This is a genomic window from Bacillus sp. FSL L8-0193 (genome assembly GCF_037976065.1).
In the GTDB taxonomy this organism is placed as follows: Bacteria; Bacillota; Bacilli; order Bacillales; family Bacillaceae; genus Bacillus; species Bacillus paralicheniformis.
In genome coordinates this window covers 1,856,825-1,877,112 of record NZ_CP150261.1, presented here as the reverse complement: position 1 = coordinate 1,877,112, position 20,288 = coordinate 1,856,825, and the positions used below count along the sequence as shown (strand labels likewise).

Annotated in this window: 19 protein-coding genes; all 19 read right to left on the bottom strand. The window is 47.2% G+C overall.

Going from position 1 to position 20,288, the window contains the following annotated elements; genetic code table 11:
* Positions 1 to 122: 122 nt before the first annotated feature.
* Positions 123 to 1,373, bottom strand: a complete 1,251-nt coding sequence (locus MHH76_RS09455) for a competence/damage-inducible protein A (protein WP_020451455.1) — start codon at positions 1,371 to 1,373, stop codon at positions 123 to 125.
* Positions 1,374 to 1,392: 19 nt separating this feature from the next.
* Complete coding sequence (pgsA, locus tag MHH76_RS09450; protein WP_003181921.1) at positions 1,393 to 1,974, bottom strand: CDP-diacylglycerol--glycerol-3-phosphate 3-phosphatidyltransferase; 582 nt, start codon at positions 1,972 to 1,974, stop codon at positions 1,393 to 1,395.
* A gap of 66 nt (positions 1,975 to 2,040) precedes the next feature.
* Entirely contained in the window at positions 2,041 to 2,943 is a 903-nt protein-coding gene (locus MHH76_RS09445) for a RodZ domain-containing protein (RefSeq protein ID WP_025811432.1), read from the bottom strand.
* Positions 2,944 to 2,960: 17 nt separating this feature from the next.
* Positions 2,961 to 3,752 (bottom strand): YmfK family protein, encoded by a 792-nt coding sequence (locus MHH76_RS09440; RefSeq protein WP_003181917.1) that lies wholly within the window; start codon positions 3,750 to 3,752, stop codon positions 2,961 to 2,963.
* 246 nt (positions 3,753 to 3,998) lie between these two features.
* Positions 3,999 to 4,256 (bottom strand): DUF3243 domain-containing protein, encoded by a 258-nt coding sequence (locus MHH76_RS09435; protein ID WP_020451452.1) that lies wholly within the window; start codon positions 4,254 to 4,256, stop codon positions 3,999 to 4,001.
* 70 nt (positions 4,257 to 4,326) lie between these two features.
* Complete coding sequence (locus MHH76_RS09430; protein WP_025811429.1) at positions 4,327 to 5,058, bottom strand: SDR family oxidoreductase; 732 nt, start codon at positions 5,056 to 5,058, stop codon at positions 4,327 to 4,329.
* A gap of 87 nt (positions 5,059 to 5,145) precedes the next feature.
* Positions 5,146 to 6,432: a pitrilysin family protein gene (locus MHH76_RS09425; protein ID WP_025811427.1), complete on the bottom strand. Its 1,287-nt coding sequence runs from the start codon at positions 6,430 to 6,432 to the stop codon at positions 5,146 to 5,148.
* Entirely contained in the window at positions 6,429 to 7,709 is a 1,281-nt protein-coding gene (locus MHH76_RS09420) for a pitrilysin family protein (RefSeq protein ID WP_025811425.1), read from the bottom strand. The genes MHH76_RS09425 and MHH76_RS09420 overlap by 4 nt, the downstream gene beginning before the upstream one ends.
* A gap of 139 nt (positions 7,710 to 7,848) precedes the next feature.
* The gene (locus MHH76_RS09415; RefSeq protein ID WP_146910670.1) at positions 7,849 to 9,054 is read right to left on the bottom strand and encodes an MFS transporter; all 1,206 of its coding nucleotides are present in this window, start codon (positions 9,052 to 9,054) and stop codon (positions 7,849 to 7,851) included.
* Positions 9,055 to 9,191: 137 nt separating this feature from the next.
* Complete coding sequence (locus MHH76_RS09410) at positions 9,192 to 9,917, bottom strand: GntR family transcriptional regulator (protein WP_020451447.1); 726 nt, start codon at positions 9,915 to 9,917, stop codon at positions 9,192 to 9,194.
* Positions 9,918 to 10,049: 132 nt separating this feature from the next.
* On the bottom strand, positions 10,050 to 12,398 hold the full coding sequence (locus MHH76_RS09405; protein WP_339224444.1) for a DNA translocase FtsK: 2,349 nt from the start codon (positions 12,396 to 12,398) through the stop codon (positions 10,050 to 10,052).
* A gap of 119 nt (positions 12,399 to 12,517) precedes the next feature.
* Positions 12,518 to 12,733 (bottom strand): YlzJ-like family protein, encoded by a 216-nt coding sequence (locus MHH76_RS09400; RefSeq protein ID WP_003181904.1) that lies wholly within the window; start codon positions 12,731 to 12,733, stop codon positions 12,518 to 12,520.
* Positions 12,730 to 13,476, bottom strand: a complete 747-nt coding sequence (locus tag MHH76_RS09395) for a ClpP family protease (protein WP_020451445.1) — start codon at positions 13,474 to 13,476, stop codon at positions 12,730 to 12,732. The genes MHH76_RS09400 and MHH76_RS09395 overlap by 4 nt, the downstream gene beginning before the upstream one ends.
* Positions 13,477 to 13,578: 102 nt before the next feature.
* Complete coding sequence (rnjB, locus tag MHH76_RS09390) at positions 13,579 to 15,243, bottom strand: ribonuclease J2 (protein WP_020451444.1); 1,665 nt, start codon at positions 15,241 to 15,243, stop codon at positions 13,579 to 13,581.
* Between the two features lie 147 nt (positions 15,244 to 15,390).
* The gene (gene dapA / locus MHH76_RS09385) at positions 15,391 to 16,260 is read right to left on the bottom strand and encodes a 4-hydroxy-tetrahydrodipicolinate synthase (RefSeq protein WP_020451443.1); all 870 of its coding nucleotides are present in this window, start codon (positions 16,258 to 16,260) and stop codon (positions 15,391 to 15,393) included.
* Positions 16,261 to 16,290: 30 nt separating this feature from the next.
* Positions 16,291 to 17,505, bottom strand: coding sequence for an aspartate kinase (dapG, locus tag MHH76_RS09380; RefSeq protein ID WP_020451442.1), 1,215 nt, complete (start codon positions 17,503 to 17,505; stop codon positions 16,291 to 16,293).
* 90 nt (positions 17,506 to 17,595) lie between these two features.
* Positions 17,596 to 18,636: an aspartate-semialdehyde dehydrogenase gene (gene asd / locus MHH76_RS09375; protein WP_025811420.1), complete on the bottom strand. Its 1,041-nt coding sequence runs from the start codon at positions 18,634 to 18,636 to the stop codon at positions 17,596 to 17,598.
* A 126-nt stretch (positions 18,637 to 18,762) separates the two neighbouring features.
* Positions 18,763 to 19,356 (bottom strand): dipicolinate synthase subunit B, encoded by a 594-nt coding sequence (gene dpaB, locus MHH76_RS09370; RefSeq protein WP_025811418.1) that lies wholly within the window; start codon positions 19,354 to 19,356, stop codon positions 18,763 to 18,765.
* Positions 19,353 to 20,252 (bottom strand): dipicolinic acid synthetase subunit A, encoded by a 900-nt coding sequence (dpaA, locus tag MHH76_RS09365; RefSeq protein WP_025811416.1) that lies wholly within the window; start codon positions 20,250 to 20,252, stop codon positions 19,353 to 19,355. Before dpaA ends, dpaB begins: the two co-directional genes overlap by 4 nt.
* Between the last annotated feature and the right edge of the window lie 36 nt (positions 20,253 to 20,288).

The window sequence follows — 20,288 nt, the reverse complement described above, 5'->3', positions numbered from 1 at the left end:
TTGCGCGGATTTGCCAAGAAAAAAGCGAACGCATATTCGATTTTTTTAAGAGGAAAAAATCGATCTCCTAAAATGGAATGACTTTTTTCATAAGAAAGATATACCGAAAATCCGTTTTCCGCTTATTTTTCCATCATTTTCAGCAACAGATGGCAGCCGTATTTGGCAGAACGCTTTCGCACCGCAGACCTGGATCCGGCGAACTGAAATTCGAACGCTTCTTCAGCCTGGTCCTTCACGGAGATGCCGATAAACACCTTTCCTGCCGGATGGCCTTCTTGCGTATTCGGCCCGGCTACTCCAGTAAAGCTGATGCCAATATCGCTTCCTGTTTTGACTCTGATGCCTGCGGCGAGCTCTTTTGCGCATTGCGCGCTGACCGCACCGTAGCGCTGCAGCGTGTCTTCAGCAACGCCGGCCGCTGAAACTTTCAATTCGTTTGTGTAGCAGACGGCGCCGCCTTTGAAATATTCGGAAGCGCCGCTCATTTCCGTCAGCCAGGTGGAAAAAAGCCCGCCTGTAAAGCTTTCCGCAGCGGCCAAGGTCATTCCCTTGCTCCTGCATGCTTTCGCAAGCTCTTCTGCAAGAGATGTATCATCATACCCGTAAAAGAACTCTCCGACCCGCTCCAGGATGAGGTCTTCCGTTTCTTTTAACAAGCGGTTTGTCTCCTTCGGATCCGCATGCTTTGCCGTGAGCCTGAGCGTGACTTCCCCGTCGGCCGCAAGCGGGGCGATTGTCGGATTAGTCTGCGCATCGATGAGATCTTCCAAATCGGTTTCAAGCTGGGATTCTCCGATGCCGAAGAACCGCAGCACCCTTGACACGATCTTTTCCTTCGAGCCGAGCTTTTCCAAAATCAGCGGCTTCGCTTCGTTTTCAAACATCGGCTCCAGCTCTTTCGGAGGTCCCGGCAAGAGCATATAAAAGCGCGATTCATGCTCAAGCAGCATTCCCGGAGCCATCCCGAAGCGGTTCGGCAGAACATCGGATCCTTCGAGGATCAACGCCTGTTTGCGGTTGTTCGGCGACATCTCCCGGTTCGTTTTTCTGAAGTAATCCTGAATCGATTCGAAGGCTTCATCGTCGAGCTTAAGAGGGCGCCCGACAACTTCAGCGATCGTTTCTTTTGTCAAATCGTCTTTCGTCGGTCCGAGGCCTCCCGAAAAAATGATGAAGTCAGACCTTTTCTGAGCTGTCTGAATGACTTGTTTAAGGCGTTCCGGGTTATCTCCCACCGCCGTGTGATAAAAGACGTTAATGCCGATTTCGGCCAAATGCCTGCTGATAAACTGAGCATTTGTATTAGCGATTTGTCCGAGCAGAAGCTCAGAACCGACAGCGATAATTTCCGCTTTTCTTTCCAACTTCATTGTTTCCACTTCCCCACGTTTAGTTCGATGTTTTTAAAGCATCCCAGTTTTTAGCGAAATAATCCCATCCTGATACGACTGTGAAAAAGACAGCCACCCATAAAGCAAGCGATCCGAACGGGAAGGATACAAGCTCAAATGGAAGATTGTGAAGCAAAAGAGCAGAGATGGCGATGATCTGAGCCCATGTTTTCACTTTTCCAAGCATGTTGGCCGCGACGACTTCCCCTGTTCCCGCAAGGACGAGCCGCAGTCCCGTTACGGCAAATTCCCGGCTGATAATGACAATGGCCATCCAGGCCGGAGCAAGATGGTAATGCACCAGAATAATTAAAGCGGAAGACACGAGCAGCTTGTCTGCAAGCGGGTCAAGAAATTTTCCAAAGTTTGTTACAAGGTTCAGCTTTCTCGCGTAATAGCCGTCAACCCAATCGGTGACAGAAGCAAAAATAAACAACAGTGCGCCGATCAAATGGGTGACCGGAATCGACTCGCTGCCGAAAGAGACAGCCCCCCACTGAAACGGCACAAGCATGATGACCATAAAAACAGGAATTAATGCGATTCTAGAAAGCGTGATTTTATTCGGTAGATTAAACATAAAGGTTCCTCCAGATATGTATGTTTTCCTAATGATGATGAACGCAAGAAAAAGTCATCTGTGCAATTAAGATGACTTTTCCTCCTTTTTATTTTGAATCGTTATGTTTTGTGTCATCACAGTCTTAGGATCGAGCTTGTAAGAAAGAACTTCTCCGTTGATTTTAATTTCAACGCCCGGCGCATATCCGATCCGCAAATCAATTTGCGATTGATCGGTAATATTCTTTTGAAAGGTTTCTCCTTTTTTCATCATTCCTTCTTTAAGGGAGCTTCCTTTCTCGTCGCGCACCCTGACCCATGAGTTTGCGTTTGCCTTTACTTCAAGCTCCAGCTTGTCGGATCCTGATACTTCATAAGTTGTGGAAGAGCCTTCGCTTGCGGTCGCTTTCATGGTCAGCTTGTCGTTCTCATCAAACTGCTGATCCTTTTTTTCTTTGTCGCCTTCAGCGCTGTCTTTCTGCGCATCCGTGTTCTGTTGATTTCCCTTTGTCAGCGGGGAATCTTTTGAGACGTCATACTTGCTTTGCGATTCCTCTGTCTTAGGCTCTTCAGCCTGCTGGTTGCCTCCGCCGTTTACAGCCTGAACGATGACGTAAATGATCGCGATCACAACGATAACGCCGGCTGCCACAAGCAGGGTAGGCAAAAGTTCAAGCGCTTTTGAGGCAGACTTGGGCAGCTCTCTCTGCGGCTTGATTGAAGAAAGCTTCTCAGAAACCTCATCATTGTAAGAATTAGGGATATCTTTTTTAAACTCTTCAAACAAGAGCTCCGAGTCGAGGCCGACAGCTTCGGCGTACTGCTTGATAAAAGCCCGCACATAAAATTTTCCCGGAATGATATCATAGTTTCCTTCTTCAAGGGCCGTTAAATACCTTTTTTGGATCTTTGTGGCCGCCTGAAGATCGTCCAATGACATCCCTTTTTCCTCTCTGGCTTCTTTCAGCCGATTTCCTAGTTCAGTCACAACAAACACCTTCCATTTTAAAAATCAAAGCCGGAAAAACCTGAATGGTCAAACATCTGCGGTTCTTCAGCATGTTCATATGTAATCACCTCATCGGGGCTGTTACGCAATTCGATGATGTAATCAAAATCGTCCATCGTATATTCCGTATTTTGCACGAAAATGTCCGGATGCTCGACAACTTTGGTCGCCGGCAGCCGCATGATCTCACTGACGAGCTGCAAATGGCGTTCAGATCCTCTTCTCGTCGACACAATGCCGTCCAAAATGAAAACATTCTCCGGACTGTACTCATCGGCAATCAGCTGGCTTCTGATCGTTTGCTTCAGCAGTGTCGAAGAAACAAAAAGCCACCTTTTGCTTGCACAGACACTTGAAGCGACAATTGATTCCGTCTTGCCGACGCGGGGCATTCCCCTGATCCCGATCAGCTTGTGCCCGTCTTTTTTAAACAGCTCAGCCATAAAATCGACAAGCAAGCCAAGCTCGTCGCGTTCAAACCGGAACGTTTTTTTATCGTCTGCATCCCGCTGGATATAGCGGCCGTGCCTTACAGCGAGACGGTCGCGAAGCTTCGGCTCGCGGAGCTTCGTCACTTTAATCGTATCCATCGTGTTCAGAATCGATTCCAGTCGCTTAATCTGATCTATATGACGGCATTTTAACAAGAGGCCTCTTCTTTGAGTATCGACGCCGTTAATGGTCACAATATTAATTGAAAGCATCCCCAATAAAGAGGATATATCTCCCAGAAGTCCGGGACGGTTGACTTGTATTTCATATTCTAAGTACCATTCGAGCTTTGCCAAATGATAACCTCCCTACCCATCATCGTGGCAAAAATTTACCTTCCTTTATCATAAAGCATTTTGTCTCAATTAGAAAGCAGAATGTTGTGATTAAATAAGAAAAACGTCCGTTTCCCATAATCGGGAAAAACCTGCTGTAACGGCGTCTGGATGATGTTTACCCTATCGGGGCGGAAAGAAAACACAAAAGCGGTGCCGCTGACAAAGCCGCGCCTATAAAAAAGAGAGAGTGAACACACTCTCTCCTTAATGCGAGCCGTTGTTTTCAACAAGCTTAACCATCACATTCGCAATGGCGCGCTGCTCTTCTTCGGAAGCCACGCTCCAAAGGTCCGCGAGCACTCGTTCTTGATGGTTTTTTGAATCAACCTCACCGGCCAAATAATCGCCGATCTCATATGCGAGATCTGAGATGGTTTCGTTTGACATTCCTCTTTCTTGGGCATAGTTCAAACGGTCGCCCAAAAAGTTTTTCCACTGATCCCAATTATCCAGTACGGACATATCAGGCCCCTCCATTCTCTTGAAGTTACAGCCTTATTATTCTCTGGGGGACCGCAAACTATACATGTTTTTAACAATGCCAGCCGCCATTAACTGACAAAATTTGACCCGTGATATAAGATGCCTTAGCCGAGAGCAGAAACAGCACGGCGTCCGCAACCTCTTCGGCTTCGGCAAGCCTTCCCATCGGAATCTCATCGGCGATCATCTCTTCTTCCTCTTTTGAAAACGAGCCCATCATCCTTGTTTTCACAGCGCCCGGAGAAACGGCGTTGACTCTGATGCGGCTTGGCGCAAGCTCTTTTGCGAGGGCTTTGACAAACACATTTTGCGCGCCTTTTGTCATGCTGTATAAAACTTCGCACGACGCCCCTGTTTCACCCCAAATGGAGCTGACGGCTACAATTGCACCGGATTTTTTCCTGATCATCGCCGGCAGCAGATTCCTCGTCAACAGAAACGGGCTTGAGACATGGAGCTGCACCATGTCCTGCACAGCCTCATCAGTCATGTCTGTCACAAGCCCGCGAAAGCTTTGACCGCTGTTTAAGACGATGCCGTCAAGCGCCCGCCCGCCGATGGAAGCGGAAACGGCTTTTGCGCCGCCGGGGTCGGATAGGTCGCCGTGAATGATTTCGGCGTGAATGCCGTATGTATGTGACAGCCTTTCTGCAAGTGCTGCGGCTGCCTGCTCATTTGTATGGTAATGGAGGAGAAGATCATACCCGTTTTGCGCCAGCTTTTCGCTGATGCTTTGCCCGATTCCGCCGCTTGCACCGGTGATAAGAGCGAGTTTTGTCATACTATGTTTCCACCTTTCCGTTCAAAAGAAGAAAGGTTCAGCGTGCATCGGAAAATCTCCTGACACGCTGAACTTTCAGACCTTGCTTTATGATTTTGGAACGACTTTGCAGACGGTGATTCTGTCTTCTTCGATTTCTTCCTGAATGACGCGGTGAACGTCCTCAAGCGTAATCGATTCGAGTACAGTGACGATATCAAACAGACTCGTCTCCAGAAAAGCGTACCGTGTAAACTGGTTGGCGATATACTCAGGCGAATTCATCGATTTTAAGAAATTGCCGATTTTTTTCTTTCTAGCCAGCTCCAGCTTTTCGGCTGTGATCGTTTCTTTCGCCTTGAACAGCACTTGTTTCAGCTCCTCGGCAAGCTTGTCGGGCTCAGGCGTATCGCCGCCGACAGAGACGAAACCAAATCCGTGTTCTTCAGTATAGTCATAGCTGAATGTCTCATCGATATATCCTTTTTCATAAATTCTTTCATAATCGCTGGAGCTTTTGCCGAACAGGCACTCGAGAATGAGGTTGATGGTCAGCTCATGCTTCAGCAGGGCTTCTCCCGTATTCATCGGATGAGCGCTTTTTAAACCGACGAGGCATTTTGAGCTTTGAACATTCATTTTAATTTCCTGTTCTTTTTTGAATACGGCTCCAGGCTCTTTAACTTCTTTGCGAACGATTTCAGGCTGGTCTGTATACGGCTTTTTCTGCTGGTTTTCGCGGACCTGGCGGATGATCGCTTCGGGATCGACCGGACCAACGACAAACAGCAGCATATTGCTCGGGTGATAGAACGTCTCATAGCATTCGTACAAAAGGTCTTTTGTAATATGCGAGATGCTTTCGATCGTGCCTGCGATATCAATCCGGACAGGATGCTCCTGGTACATGTTTTCGATCAAGCCGAAAAACAGACGCCAGTCTGGGTTGTCGTCATACATGTTGATTTCCTGTCCGATGATGCCTTTTTCCTTCTCAACCGTTTTTTCCGTAAAGTAAGGGTCCTGCACAAAATCGACGAGCGTTTCCAAGTTTTCTTCCACGTTGGACGTGCTCGAAAACAGGTAGGCCGTTCTGGTAAAGGAGGTAAACGCATTTGCCGAAGCTCCCTGCCTGCTGAATTGCTGAAAAACATCGCCGTCTTCTTTTTCGAAGAGCTTATGCTCCAAAAAGTGTGCGATTCCGTCAGGCACACGGACCATTTCTTCTTTTCCGAGCGGGACAAACTGATTGTCAATCGATCCGTATTTTGTTGTAAAGACCGCATATGTCTTGTTAAATCCTTCTTTCGGAAGAACATAGACATCGAGGCCGCCAGGCATTTTTTCGTAATATAATGTTTCCTTCAGCTGTTTAAATTCGATCGTTTTCGTCAAGATGCTCCCTCCGTCCCTTTGAGAAAGTACGTTGTATCCAAATCGATTTTCTTCCCGACTTCGATAATCTCGGCTTTTCTGACGTTGTCGATTCGTCCAAGCCAGTCTTCAAGAGAAAATTCGGTTTGGGCGGCAGCCTGCTGATAAATAAATTCGACTAAGCCGTATGGTGTATCAAGCGTTTCAAGAATCTGGTTTTTAATAACCGCTTTCGTCTGGTCGATCGCTTCTTCTGTAAAGCTGCCTTTTTTCATTTCCTGGAACTGCTCCTTGATGATGTCGACGGCTTTTTGATAATTGCCGACTTCAATCCCCGACATCACCATCATAAGCCCTTTAAAGCTTTCGATTCTGGAAGCCGCATAATAGGCAAGGCTGGCCTTTTCCCTGACATTAATAAACAGCTTTGAATGTGAAAATCCGCCAAACAAACCGTTAAACAGCTGAAGCGCCGGATAATCATCATCCGTAAAATGCGTTCCCGTCCGAAATCCCATGTTCAGCTTGCCTTGCTTGACATCCGCATCCTCGACGATTTCCTGAGGCTCCTTTGCGCGGATTTGCTCAAGCTTGGGAACGGGTCTCAGCTCCCGCTCGTTTACTTCGAAGTATTTGGAAATGTACGAATCCACCTGCTGTTCATCCACATCCCCAACGACGTAAATGTCGAGCTGGTCTTCTGTGACCGCTTTTTGATAAGCTTCATACAGGCTTTGAGGCGTGATGCCGTCCACATCATCAAGCTCTCCGTTGACGTGAAGCGCGTATGGCTCATCTTTGCACATCACCTGAATCAGCCTCAAATTTGAATAGCGCATTTTGTCGTTATATACCGCCTGTATTCTTTGTTTTAGTGTGCGTTTTTCCTGAGACACGTACAGCGGCAGAAAAGCTCCGTCTTCAAGCGCCGGCGAAAAAATGATCTCTGCCAAAAGCTCGAGCCCTTTTTCCAGAAGCGGTGTCTGATCCTTTAAAAATTTTTCGTTTGCGATATCGAGCCTGAATGTAATAACATGCATTTCCCCTTTTTTGGAGAGATCGCATGATACGGAAGTGCCGTAAAGTTCATCAAGATACATTCTGAGTTCTGAAGTTTTGGGGCGGGTGCCCGTTCCCCGCAAAAGCACATGCGGAAAAAGCGCCCTCTCTGTCACATCTTCCTTTGTTAAAGGAGCAAGCATTTTAAAAATAATCGAGACGGTTTTGAATTTTTCCGTTTTGACGATGTGGCTTGTCAATCCGCGGTGCTTTCTTTTTATTTCGTTAAGGTATGTCATATAGAACCTCCTTCGTCCTTGTTTATATTATGTATTATGACCACATTTCAGCATATGCGCTTGGACTGTATGGTTGTAATTATATCAACTGGAGGAGATTTAAGGAAACTAAAAACCTTATGAAAAAGACGGTGCAGATTTACACCGTCTTTGCCGCTTCACTTTCGTCTTCTTTCGGGTCGATATTAAACAGCACAAGCGCTAAGGCGGCTAAACCGCACAAAAGCGATACGATGAATATCAGCCAATCCGCATTTGTCATCATATAGGCGAAAACCGGCGGTCCGAGCGCAACCCCGATAAACCGCATACTGTTGTAAAACGAAGATATCGTGCCGCGCTCTTCTTTTTCAATTCCCTCGGTAATGAGCGCATCCAAAGAAGGGAGTGCAATTCCGATCCCGATGCCGCCGATGGACATAAATAAAAACAGCGGGTAAAAGCTGTGGTTCCACCACAAACCGGCAAACGACAGAGACAGCAGGACCATGCCGGTCAGTACGCAGGCCTTCATTCTGATTTTGTCGTTTCCGATCAGCTTTCCGGCAAGGTAGGAGCTGACGGAAAGGAAAAGCAGCGGAATGCTGAGAAGCGCTCCTTTTGCAATCCCGTCAATTTGATGCTGCTTCTCCAAAGTATCCGACAGGTAGAAGAGAACTCCGAATAAAAGAAACATAATGATCCCGCCAATGACAAAAATGGAAACAAGCCATCGTCCTTCCCGTTTAAATATCTCCTGTACGTTTTTTGCGAAATTTTTTAATGTTTGCTTTTCATCATCTTTGTCCTTCGGTTTGGGAACAAAGAACAAGACGAGAAAAAAGCTGGCGAGAGACACAACCGGAATAAACCAAAATGGCATGTACCAAACCCAAGATGCTAAAAAAGCCCCTAATATCGGGCTTAATACTTTACCGGCAGTATTGGCCGTCTCTATATCTCCAAGTCCTGCGCTGATTTCTTCATCTTTTTGAAAAAGATCGCCGATAAACGGCATGACGATCGGCGCTGCGCCGGCTGATCCGATACCTTGAAGGACGCGCCCGGCTAAAATCATCGCAAACGGATCTTTGAAAAAAGTTGAAGCCAAACCTGCCAAAGCTCCTCCAGCTCCCGCGATTACAAGACATGGGAGCATGATCTTTTTTCTTCCGAACCGGTCTGACATATAGCCGGTAATCGGGATGCATAAAATCGCCACGATAGAGTAAACCGTGATGATCAGCGACACTTGGAACGAAGAAATGTTTAATTTTTTTTCGATCATCGGCAAAACCGGAATCAGCATCGAATTGCCTAGCGTCATCACAAGCGGGACCGAAGACAGCGCAACAATGCTTTTCATGTCTTTTTTTCTGCTCAACTTTTTTTCACCCAATTCATCAGTATTTCCATCTGTTATTGTTCCGTGATGCGGGCTTATTTATGTATGGACGCTAATGGGCAAAAAAAAACAGCCGCTCCTAATCGAGCGCCCGTATATCAAAAACGTTTTCTGACGACGTGAAATCTGAATTTATCGGCCCGAAAATAGTTTAAAGAATATAAAACGGGCTTATCGTTTTGGTCATAATGAGTCTGTTTGAGCAGCAGCAAAGATGTTTCAGGATCGCATTCGAGAATTTGAGAAATGGTGTCGTGATACCCGATCGGCACAATATCGGCAACAGCATAGCTGATCACGGCGCCGGATTTGTCCTCAAGCCATTCAAACATCGATTCCTGCTCGTGTGAAAAGCCTTCCGGGAGGATATCCACAGGTATTTTATCAAGACAGTAGACAACAGGCATTCCATTTGCCGTTCTCACCCGCTCAAGCAAAAAGATCTCGGTTTCTTCCGCATATTGAAACCGGAGCATATCTTCTTCGGTAGGAGCGGTAACCTGTGAAGACATAAAAATGGTTCCCGGCGTCATGCTTGCCTGCTCGATCATTTTTGTGACGCTGTTCAGCTGCTCAATACCAGATAGAAATAACGGCCTGGCATTTACAAAGCATCCGACTCCGTGCCTTCTGATGATGACGTTTTCTTCTTCCAGCATTCTAAGCGCTTCACGCAAAGCCGTTCTGCTCACACCAAGCATCTTTGACAGCTCAAACTCAGACGGGAGCCGTTCATTCTCGCAAAAGACCCCATTTTGAATATCATCTTTTATCCGATCAATCACTTTTAAACATAACCGTTGATTGTCAGCTTTTATCGACATGTTTTCCCTCCGTCTGACAGATCAGATTCAAATTACCTTTAATTGAGGATAACTATATCATGTTTTGTCAAATAAATAAATAGACGTTTTCCAGTTTACATAATGAAATTATGTAAAACAAGAACTCTCTTCTTAAGAAGAGAGTTCTTCATATTGCTCTTTTGACAAGAGGACTTCACGGGGCTTTGAACCTTCATAAGGGCCGACGATTCCCCGCTCTTCCATGGCATCGATAAGCCGCGCCGCTCTTGTGTAGCCGATGCGGAATCTCCTTTGCAGCATGGACACGGACGCCGTCTGCATGCTGACGACAAGCGCAACCGCTTCGTCGTAAAGATCGTCTGTCACTTCGCTGACCGTTTCCTGCGTCTCTTCTGGAATCATTTCTTCTTGGTATTGGGCTTTTTGCTGGGTGATGACGTGATCGACAACTTTTTCAACTTCTTCATCTGACAGGAAGGCCCCTTGGACGCGGAGCGGTTTGTTGGCGCCGACAGGCAGGAACAGCATGTCCCCTCTGCCGAGAAGTTTTTCAGCGCCTCCCATATCAAGAATCGTTCTGGAGTCTGTCTGCGACGATACGCTGAAAGCGATCCTTGACGGAATATTGGCTTTAATAACCCCTGTAATGACATCGACCGAAGGCCGCTGCGTCGCGATGATCAGATGGATTCCCGCCGCCCTTGCCATTTGCGAAAGCCTTGTGATCGAGTCTTCCACATCAGAGGAAGCGACCATCATCAGGTCGGCAAGCTCGTCCACGATCACAATGATGTATGGCAGCTCCGGCTGCTTTGCTTCTTCTGCGGCATTCATCCGTTTAATATAGTCGTTATACCCTTCGATATTTCTCGTTCCCGTGTGAGAAAACAATTCGTAGCGCCGCTCCATTTCGTTGACGACTTTCTTCAAAGCCTGCGATGCTTTTTTCGGATCTGTCACGACGGGCGCGAGCAAATGCGGAATCCCGTTGTAGACGTTGAGCTCGACCATTTTCGGGTCGATCATCATCATCTTCACTTCGTGGGGCTTTGCCCTCATCAAAATGCTTGTAATAATCCCGTTGACACAGACGCTTTTCCCGCTTCCTGTCGCTCCTGCAACAAGAAGATGGGGCATTTTGTTCAGCTCTGCCAATACAGCTTCTCCGGAAATGTTCCGGCCGAGTCCGATCATCAGCTTTGCATCCGGCCGGTCATTCAGTTTCGATTCGAGCACTTCTTTCAAGGAAACCATCGCGACTTCCGCATTCGGGACTTCGATTCCAATCGCCGATTTTCCGGGAATCGGGGCTTCGATGCGGATATCTTTGGCCGCGAGCGCAAGAGCCAAGTCATCACTTAAATTGACAATTTTGCTGACTTTGACGCCCACATCAGGATAGACTTCATATTTCGTTACGGCCGGGCCGAGATGAACCTGGGTGACTTTCGCCTTAACTCCAAAGCTTTGAAACGTCTTTTCCAGCTTCCTGGCATTGTCGTAAATATTCTTTTTATCCGCCTGCTGCCCTGTGTGCTTCGGCTCATCCAGCAATTGAATCGACGGAAGCTGATAATCCTTGTTTTCAAGCTCTGTGAACGTGATCTCGGGCGCGCCTGTAGCCTGCATGTCCTCACCGGCTTCAGGCTCAGGAGAATGCTCGGCAGGGGCAGGCGCCTGAGCTTCGTAAGCTTGAACTTCGGGTTTTTCATCACGGTCGGAAAAGCTTGAAATAATCGGTTCTGACTGAATCACCGGATCTGGATCAAGCTCCGCTTCTTGTACAGGCTCTTCAGACACTTTCGGTTTTCTCTGCGCCTTTTGTTTTTTTCCTGATTTCTTTTTGGGCGAACTGCTTTTCAATTGTTTAATGTCTGCTAAAAAGGCCTGCCACTGGTTTTTAATGAAGGACGCGACCGGGGTCATCCATTTGATCAGCGTCTCCTGCAACGAACGGTCCGTAATCAAAAGAAGGCCGATCAAGATCAGGAAGACGGCGATGATTTTAGACCCTGCAGATGCAAACAGAAAGTATGACGCCGCAAATAAAACGGCTCCAATTATTCCGCCTCCAAGATCAGGTGATCCTGTCTCGCCTTTTACATCCATCAGAAACAGCTCCCACGTATTTTGGATTACGCTCGGAGACTGAACGATTCCCCTTTCGGTCAAATGCTGAAACAGCTGGACATGGGAAAGAAGCAGCATGCTTGCGATGATGCAGTATAGGCCCGCTTTTCTCCTTGTTAAAAAACTGGGTGTTTTCTTCTTCCAAAATAAAGACACACCCGTTAAAAAAAGGCCGAGAAAGCAAAGGATGAACCATTCACCGGCGAAAAAGCGGAACATGTAAATGAACGTTTGCCCTGCTACGCCAAGCTGCAAAACCGCAATAATCGAGATGGCGATACAGATTAATCCGTACAATTCAAATTTAAGATGAATCCGTTTTTTTCCTTGTTTTTGTTTCTTTGTTGATTTTCGTTTTCTTTTTGCCATGTTCCATCACCTTACTGCGTGTTAAAAAATGTAAAAACAAAGAGAAAGCAGCCTTTTTTCGGCTGCGATTTTCCTCTGGATTCCCCTATTATAGCATATTTATCCTTGAGACACTTCAGCTATTTATAAAATGTCAGTTTAAGCGTCTGCCCAGGTGCTGTTTCTTGTTTTAAAAAATCCATCGGGTTCGTGCTGAGAACTTGGACGACTCTTGCTTCCTCTCCGTTCATTTCGACTAAAAGGGGCACGCCGTTGACATCGATCTGTTTTAAGTTCGAGTTTTCCGCCTGCCCTGCGAACACGATTTCCTGCGGCATTGTTGTATACAGAATCATTGGATCATCCCTTCCTGGGCGCCTTTGTTTTGTTCGATTAATTCATTCAGCTTTTGAATCGCCTGTCCGACTCCGCCGGTTTCATCGATTAATCCATATTTCACGGCATCGTTTCCTACGACATTCGTCCCGATATCGCGGGTCAAATTGCCTTTTGAAAACATCAGTTCTTTAAATTTGTCTTCCGATATGTTCGAATGACTTGTCACGAAATTGATGACCCTTTCCTGCATTTTATCGAGATACTCAAATGTCTGCGGCACACCGATGACAAGCCCTGTCAGTCTGACCGGATGGATCGTCATCGTCGCTGTTTCAGCGATATAGCTGTGGTCGCAGGACACCGCAATTGGAACTCCGATTGAATGTCCGCCGCCCAGCACGATAGAGACCGTCGGCTTTGACAGAGACGCCAGCATTTCCGCAATCGCAAGACCTGCTTCAACGTCTCCTCCGACCGTGTTTAAGATGATGAGCAGCCCTTCGATTTTAGGATTCTGCTCTACTGCAACGATCTGGGGAATCACGTGTTCATATTTTGTTGTTTTATTTTGGGGAGGAAGCTGTACGTGACCTTCAATTTGCCCGATAATGGTCAGACAGTGAATGTTGGTATCCTGACCCATTTGCGGGAGTGTCGTTTCGCCGAGCTGCTGGATTTTGTTGACGAGACTGTCTTTTGCGTCCGGCTTAGCCGGCTGCTCCCCCTGGCTGTCCCCGTTTTGTATCCGGTTTGAGTCCATCTGGCTCACCTCTTTCTCGAGTTTCTTTTGTATTATGGACAATGGCGTTTTTTTCATTCAACGCAAAAGGCATGAAAAAAAACCAAGAGAAATCTCTTGGTTTTATACTTCCATGATGATTGGAATGATCATTGGTTTTCGTTTCGTTTTTTCGTATAGGAACTGGTTTAATGCGTCACGCATCGCCTGTTTTAAGGCGGACCATTCGACGACGGCGTTTTCTGTGCTTTCGTTGACGAGTTCCCTGACAAGTTCCGTCGCTTCAACGATCAGCTGTTCAGATTCTCTGACATAGACAAAACCTCTCGTGATAATTTCGGGTCCTGATACAAGATGTTTTTTCTTTTTATCAAGGGTAATCACAACGATTAAGATTCCGTCCTGGGACAGAAGACGGCGGTCTCTGAGCACGATATTGCCGATGTCGCCGACACCGAGTCCATCGATCAAAATATTGCCTGAATGCACTTTATCGCCGATTTTCACGTTTTGTCCGCGGAATTCCACGACGTCTCCTTTTTCAATCAGGAAAATGTCGCTCCGTTTCATACCGATTTCTTCGGCAAGCTTGGAATGCGCTTTTTGCATTCTGTATTCACCGTTTACGGGGATTAAATACTTCGGCTTCAGCAGGTTGAGCATCAGCTTCAGTTCTTCCTGACAGCCATGGCCTGATACATGGACGCGTTTTTGGGCGAAAACGACCTGCGCGCCCGCTCTTGTTAAGAGGTCGACCGCTTTGGAGTAGACAAGCTCCTGACCCGGAATAGGGGAGGATGCGATCAGGACGGTATCCCCTTTCTCAATGTCGAGCTGCTTATGCCCTTGTTTTGCGATCCTGGTCAATGCGGCGAGCGGCTCTCCATGGTTGTCCCCTGTCAAAATCGCGACTTCTCTTTTCGGATACTTTTTAACTTCCTGGACAGGGATGAACAGATCTTCATCTGCCGTGACATACCCGAGCTTCATCGCCAGCTGGAGTATCGTCGAAATATTTTTTCCTGAAACCGCAAGCTTCCTGCCGTTTTGGAGCGCAGCATCAATGACCTGCTGAATCCGGTTAAAGTTAGACGCGAACACGGCAATAATGACGCGGTTTTCGGCATTGTACATTACATCGGATATCTCTCCGCCGACGACTGCTTCTGAAGGCGTATAGCCCGGTTTCTCAGCATTGGCACTGTCGGAAAGCAGGCACAGCACACCGCTGTTGCCGATTTTGGCAATTTCGCCGATGTCGCTTGTCTGGTTTAAAACAGGTGTCTGGTCAAATTTAAAATCGCCAGTGCACACGATGGACCCGAGGGATGTTTTAAAGCTGACACCGACGGAATCCGGAATGCTGTGATTTGTTTTAAAGAATGACACCTTTGTCGATTCAAATGTAATAACAGATTTTGAATGAATTTCTCTTAAATCGGGCTTTTTGTTTACACCGTACTGCTTCAGCGTTTCCTTTAAAAGGGCGAGCGTCAGCTTCGTTCCGTAAACAGGCACAGAAAGTTTGTTCAGGCAGTAAAATACGCCGCCGATGTTTTCCTCATGCCCGTGTGTGAGAAAAATCGCCTTTACGCGGTCAGATCGTTCAATTAAATATGAAATGTCAGGAATGACCACATCGATACCCAGCATTTCATTTTCTGGATGCATGAGACCGGCGTCAACCACGAATATGTCAGAATCGATTTCAATGACATAAAGGTTTTTTCCGATCTCTCCGACGCCTCCTAAGGCGATGATTCTAATATTTTCTGTATTTTTTTTCAAATTGTAATCCTCCTAATCTAAGTACCCGTCCATCATCACTTGTCCCTATTATACCTGAATCTAAATTTAGAAAACAAGAACCATTATGTATATGACAAACGGTCATCCCCTCCAAAAGAGAATGACCGTTTTCGTCCGTATTGTTTTTTACAGGCCGTTCATCAGGCTGCTTAAACGGAGTCGTTCATCTTCATTTAGCGGAATCAAAGGGAGCCGGACGGACCCGACATCAAGACCCTTCAGCTGAAGAGCCGTCTTTAATGGAGACGGATTCGGTGCGGCAAAAAGCCCTTTCATCAGCGGAAGCAGCTTTTGGTGGATCAAAGCAGCCTGAGCCGTGTTCCCCTCTGTATAATGTTTGATCATTTCCTGCATTTCCGGTCCGATGATATGTGATGCAACGGAAACGATTCCTCTCGCTCCTACGGACAAGGCCGGCAGTGTCAGGCTGTCATCTCCTGAATAAACGGCAAAGTCCTCAGGGGTTTCAGCTACGATTTTTGTAATCGCATCTAAGTCGCCGCTCGCTTCTTTAATCGCAATGATATTCGGGATCTCCGCAAGGCGGATCGTCGTTTCCGGTGCGAGCGAAGCAGCCGTTCTTCCCGGTACATTATAAAGCATGACAGGCAGTGACGTTTCCTCCGCAATCGCTCTGAAATGGCGGTACATGCCTTCCTGAGAAGGCTTGTTGTAGTACGGAGTGACGAGCATGACGGCGTCAGCGCCGGCTTCTTCAGCTTTTTTCGTCAGCTTGATCGACGCTTTCGTGTTGTTGCTTCCCGTGCCGGCGATGATCGGGACGCGGCCTGCCGCTTCCTTGACGGAATATTGAATGAGCGCTACCTTTTCTTCTTCGGAAAGCGTCGGCGATTCTCCGGTTGTTCCGGCAACCACCAGGGAATCCGTCCCATTGTTTATTAAATAATCGATCAGCTTTGACAGTTTTTGAAAATCGATATTTTCATTTTTGTCAAAGGGCGTAACCATTGCGGTTGCGATATTTCCGAAATTCATTTTTTTCACCTCATCATGATTCAATCATATTTATTTTGACAGTTCAAACACTTCATGCAACGCATTCACGGCCGTCGCCATATTTTTCTCGTGCACGAGCACCCATATCGTCGTATGGCTGTCAGCAGACTGCAAGATCGGAATGCCTTTTTCTGATAAAGCGGTAACGATTTTTGAGGTAACGCCCGGAACGCCCATAATTCCCGCGCCAACTGCTGACACTTTCGCGCAATTTCTTGTCACGGCCGGTTCATAGCCCAATTCTTTCAGGATGCCAGAGGCGCGGTCGGTCATGTTTCCAGCCACCGTGTAGACAATTTCACTTGGTGTAATATTGAAGAAATCGACGCTGATGCCGGCATTCGCCATCGCTTTAAACACTTCAGTCTGTACGTTATATTGTCCTTCTTTTGCCGGGACTTTAAACTGTGTCACGTCTTTCACATGGGCGATGCCAGTGATAAGCCGCTCAAAAACGTCGCTTCCGGCTTTTGAGTTGTGATGGCTTGTGACGAGCGTGCCCGTCTCGTTTGAATAGGTTGAACGCACGCGGATCGGCACTTTCGCCTGCATTGCGATTTCAACGGCTCTCGGGTGGATCACCTTGGCCCCCTGATAGGCTAAATTACAGATTTCCGTATAGGTAATCACAGGCAGCGGCTTCGCTTTTTCAACGATGCGCGGATCAGCGGTCATGACGCCTTCGACATCTGTATAAATATCGATAAATTCCGCGTCCAGCGCCGCGCCGAGCGCAGCGGCCGATGTATCGCTTCCGCCGCGGCCGATCGTTGTAATGTCCCCTTTTGCAGTCGCGCCTTGGAAGCCTGCGACGACAACCGCATCATGGTCGGCCAGCATGCTGACAAGCCGCTCCGGCTTCATTTCGAGAATCTTTGCATTCGTATGGTTGTTGTCCGTTAAAAAGCCCGCTTGCGCACCGGTTAAAGCAGCTGCTTTAATCCCGTTTTCCAAAAGCATGCTGGCGAACACAACAGAGGAAATCGTTTCTCCGCATGATAAAAGCATATCCTGCTCGCGCTCGGTAATCGTATCCTGTCCGCCGTAAAGCAGATCAAGCAATGAATCAGTCGCATACGGATCGCCTTTCCGGCCCATGGCCGATACGACGACAACCGCTTTGTATCCTTCATTGACCGCTTCCTGAATATGGCTTAAGGCAAGCTTTCTGCCGCGGTCATCTTTTACAGACGTTCCGCCGAATTTTTGAACGATGATTTTCACTTTATTTCACTCCAAGTTGATTTCGGACGTAACAGAAGAGAGCAGGCTTTCATTTTTGCCTCACTCTCTTCTCACATCCCGTTAGAAATCTTAAACTAAATTTAAAGCTTTTAGGCTTTCTGCGATTTGTACGGAATTCCATGCTGCGCCTTTCAGCAGGTTGTCGGAAACGATCCACAGATGGAAGCCGTTCGGGCGGTCAAGGTCTTTTCTCACCCGGCCGACAAACACGTCTCTTTTACCTACTGCATCTGCAGGCATCGGATAGACCTGTTCAGCCGGATCATCCTGCAGAACGACGCCTGGAGCTTCTTTTAACAGATTTTTAATATCTTCTGCTGTCACATCATCACGGTCTGTTTCGATGTAGACGGATTCTGAATGCCCTGTTGCAACCGGCAGTCTGACACATGTGGCTGAAACTTGAAGCTCAGGCATGTGCATGATTTTTTTCGTTTCATTTATCATTTTCATTTCCTCAAACGTAAAGCCGTTTTCCTGAAATTTATCGATTTGAGGAATAGCGTTAAATGCGATTTGGTAGTGTTTTTCATCACTCTTCACCGGCATGATCTCAGGCTCGAACGGTTTGTCGTTCAAAATGGCTTCGGTTTGCCCGTAGAGCTCTTTTACCGCTTCGTTTCCGGCTCCCGACACCGCCTGATAAGTCGACACGATGATTTTGTTTAAACCGAAAGCCTTGCGGATCGGTTCGAGCGCAACAACCATCTGGATTGTTGAACAGTTCGGATTTGCAATAATGCCGTTGTGCTTGTGCAAATCTGCCTCATTGACCTCAGGTACGACGAGCGGAGTGTTTTGGTCCATTCGGAACGCGCTCGTATTATCAATAACGATCGCCCCGCGTTTGACAGCCTCGTGAGCAAGCGCCTGCGAAACGCTTCCCCCAGCGCTGAAAAGCGCGATGTTGACGCCTTCAAAGCTCTCTGGACGAGCTTCTTCTACAGTGTACTCTTCGCCTTTGAAAGTCTGCTTCGTACCTGCTGAACGTTTTGAGGATAATAAAGTCAGTTTATCCAGTTCAAAATTCCTGTCTTCTAGTGTTTTTAACATTTGCTGTCCTACAGCGCCTGTCGCACCAACTACTGCTACATGTAATCCTCTGCCCAATTGTAAAACTCCTTCCACCTTAATCGTCGTAAACGATTGGTTGACTATGCATTTTACATTTTATTTTAACATAGATGTGTGCCGTGGTGATTGATATTTTTTGTTACAACTTTATTTTCAAAAGATTTATTGATCACTGTGGACCAGGATAGGCTGCATTTGTTTATGGGAGAGCGCTTCTTCGACCGCCGGCACTAAAAGATCCATTTTGGCGACGAGCGAATTCGGCTTTTTATAAGGATCATCCTGGCCAAACGGAATGAAGTAAACGTTTTTTGCCGCCATCAGCCTCATCAAGTTGACGCCGTTCAAGCCGAGCGCATCATTCGTTGAAATGCCGAGGACAACGGGACGGGAGTTTCTCATCGTCGCCTTGGCCGCCATGAGAACCGGACTGTCCGTCTGGGCGTTTGCGAGCTTGCTCATCGAATTTCCCGTCAGTGGCGCAACAACCATGCAGTCCAGCGGAGTTTTCGGTCCGAGAGGCTCCGCTTTCGGAATGGAATCAATGACTTTAAATCCAGTCAGTTCCTCTATTCTCCTGACCCATTCTTCTCCTTCTCCAAAGCGTGTGTCCGTCGACTTGACAGTATGTGTGACGACCGGTCTCACTTCAGCTCCATTGTTGATCAGCGCTTCGATTTGCGGAAATACAGCATCATACGTGCAATGTGAACCCGTCAGACCAAATCCGATTCTTTTTCCTTTGATCGACATTATGACAGCCCCTTTCGGTCGGTTGTTAATTCAGACAAAAGGTTGCACAAAACATTGGCAATAATCTGTCCCGCCGTTTTAGGCGCGACGATCCCGGGGAGTCCCGGAGCAAGCAGCGCTTTAATGCCTTGCTTTTCAGCAAAATCAAAATCGGTGCCTCCGGGACGGGTTGCTAAATCGAGAATTAATGTTCTGGGTGTCATTCGTGAGAGGACGTGTTTATCGAGAATCAGGCTTGGAATGGTATTGATGCAAATGTCGATATTTTCAACATGCTCTGCAAGTTCGTTAGTGTGGAAAGGAGTGAGGCCCATCTCCAAGATTCTGGCGAGGTGGGCGGAGTCGCGCGCTCCGACTTTTACGCGTGCTCCGAGCGCCGAGAACGTCCGGCTGATGCTCATTCCCGTCCGCCCGAGCCCGAGAACCATCACATTCGAGCCGTGAATCGTAAAGTCTGTATGCTGTATGGCCATCATAATGGCACCTTCGACTGTAGGTATCGAGTTGTAAATCGCAATATCGTCTCTTTCAAAGAGCTTGACAAGACGGCGGTTTGCCCCTTTGGCCATGCCGTCTAAATACTGGTTTGAAATCCCTGAATAAATCGCACAGTGAGGCGGAGTTTTTTCTAAATGTTCCTGTTTTAACACCACTTTTTCATTGGAAAAAACAGTCGCAACCGTTCCTTCCATCGATGTGCCTGATACAGGCAGAATAATGCTGTCTATTGTGCCAAAGTCGAGTTCGTTCAGCTTTAGTTTTGTAGCTCCGGTAAACCCGTGATCAAGCTGGTCAAAACCGATTAAAAAGACCTTTGCATCCTGTTCCGTCAGCTTGCGGATGATCTCGAGCTGCCTTGCATCGCCGCCGATGATTGCAATCGTTAATCCGGTTAACATGGCTCTAACATTCACCTTCTTTTTTGACAAGGATCT

Excerpts from the sequence above, each read along its gene's own strand:
- MHH76_RS09455 (WP_020451455.1), bottom strand. The coding sequence starts at position 1,373 with ATGAAGTTGGAAAGAAAAGCGGAAATTATCGCTGTCGGTTCTGAGCTT.
- pgsA (WP_003181921.1), bottom strand. The coding sequence starts at position 1,974 with ATGTTTAATCTACCGAATAAAATCACGCTTTCTAGAATCGCATTAATT.
- MHH76_RS09435 (WP_020451452.1), bottom strand. The coding sequence starts at position 4,256 with ATGTCCGTACTGGATAATTGGGATCAGTGGAAAAACTTTTTGGGCGAC.
- MHH76_RS09430 (WP_025811429.1), bottom strand. The coding sequence starts at position 5,058 with ATGACAAAACTCGCTCTTATCACCGGTGCAAGCGGCGGAATCGGGCAA.
- MHH76_RS09420 (WP_025811425.1), bottom strand. The coding sequence starts at position 7,709 with ATGACATACCTTAACGAAATAAAAAGAAAGCACCGCGGATTGACAAGC.
- MHH76_RS09415 (WP_146910670.1), bottom strand. The coding sequence starts at position 9,054 with ATGAAAAGCATTGTTGCGCTGTCTTCGGTCCCGCTTGTGATGACGCTA.
- MHH76_RS09410 (WP_020451447.1), bottom strand. The coding sequence starts at position 9,917 with ATGTCGATAAAAGCTGACAATCAACGGTTATGTTTAAAAGTGATTGAT.
- MHH76_RS09405 (WP_339224444.1), bottom strand. The coding sequence starts at position 12,398 with ATGGCAAAAAGAAAACGAAAATCAACAAAGAAACAAAAACAAGGAAAA.
- MHH76_RS09400 (WP_003181904.1), bottom strand. The coding sequence starts at position 12,733 with ATGATTCTGTATACAACAATGCCGCAGGAAATCGTGTTCGCAGGGCAG.
- MHH76_RS09395 (WP_020451445.1), bottom strand. The coding sequence starts at position 13,476 with ATGGACTCAAACCGGATACAAAACGGGGACAGCCAGGGGGAGCAGCCG.
- dapA (WP_020451443.1), bottom strand. The coding sequence starts at position 16,260 with ATGAATTTCGGAAATATCGCAACCGCAATGGTTACGCCCTTTGACAAA.
- dpaA (WP_025811416.1), bottom strand. The coding sequence starts at position 20,252 with ATGTTAACCGGATTAACGATTGCAATCATCGGCGGCGATGCAAGGCAG.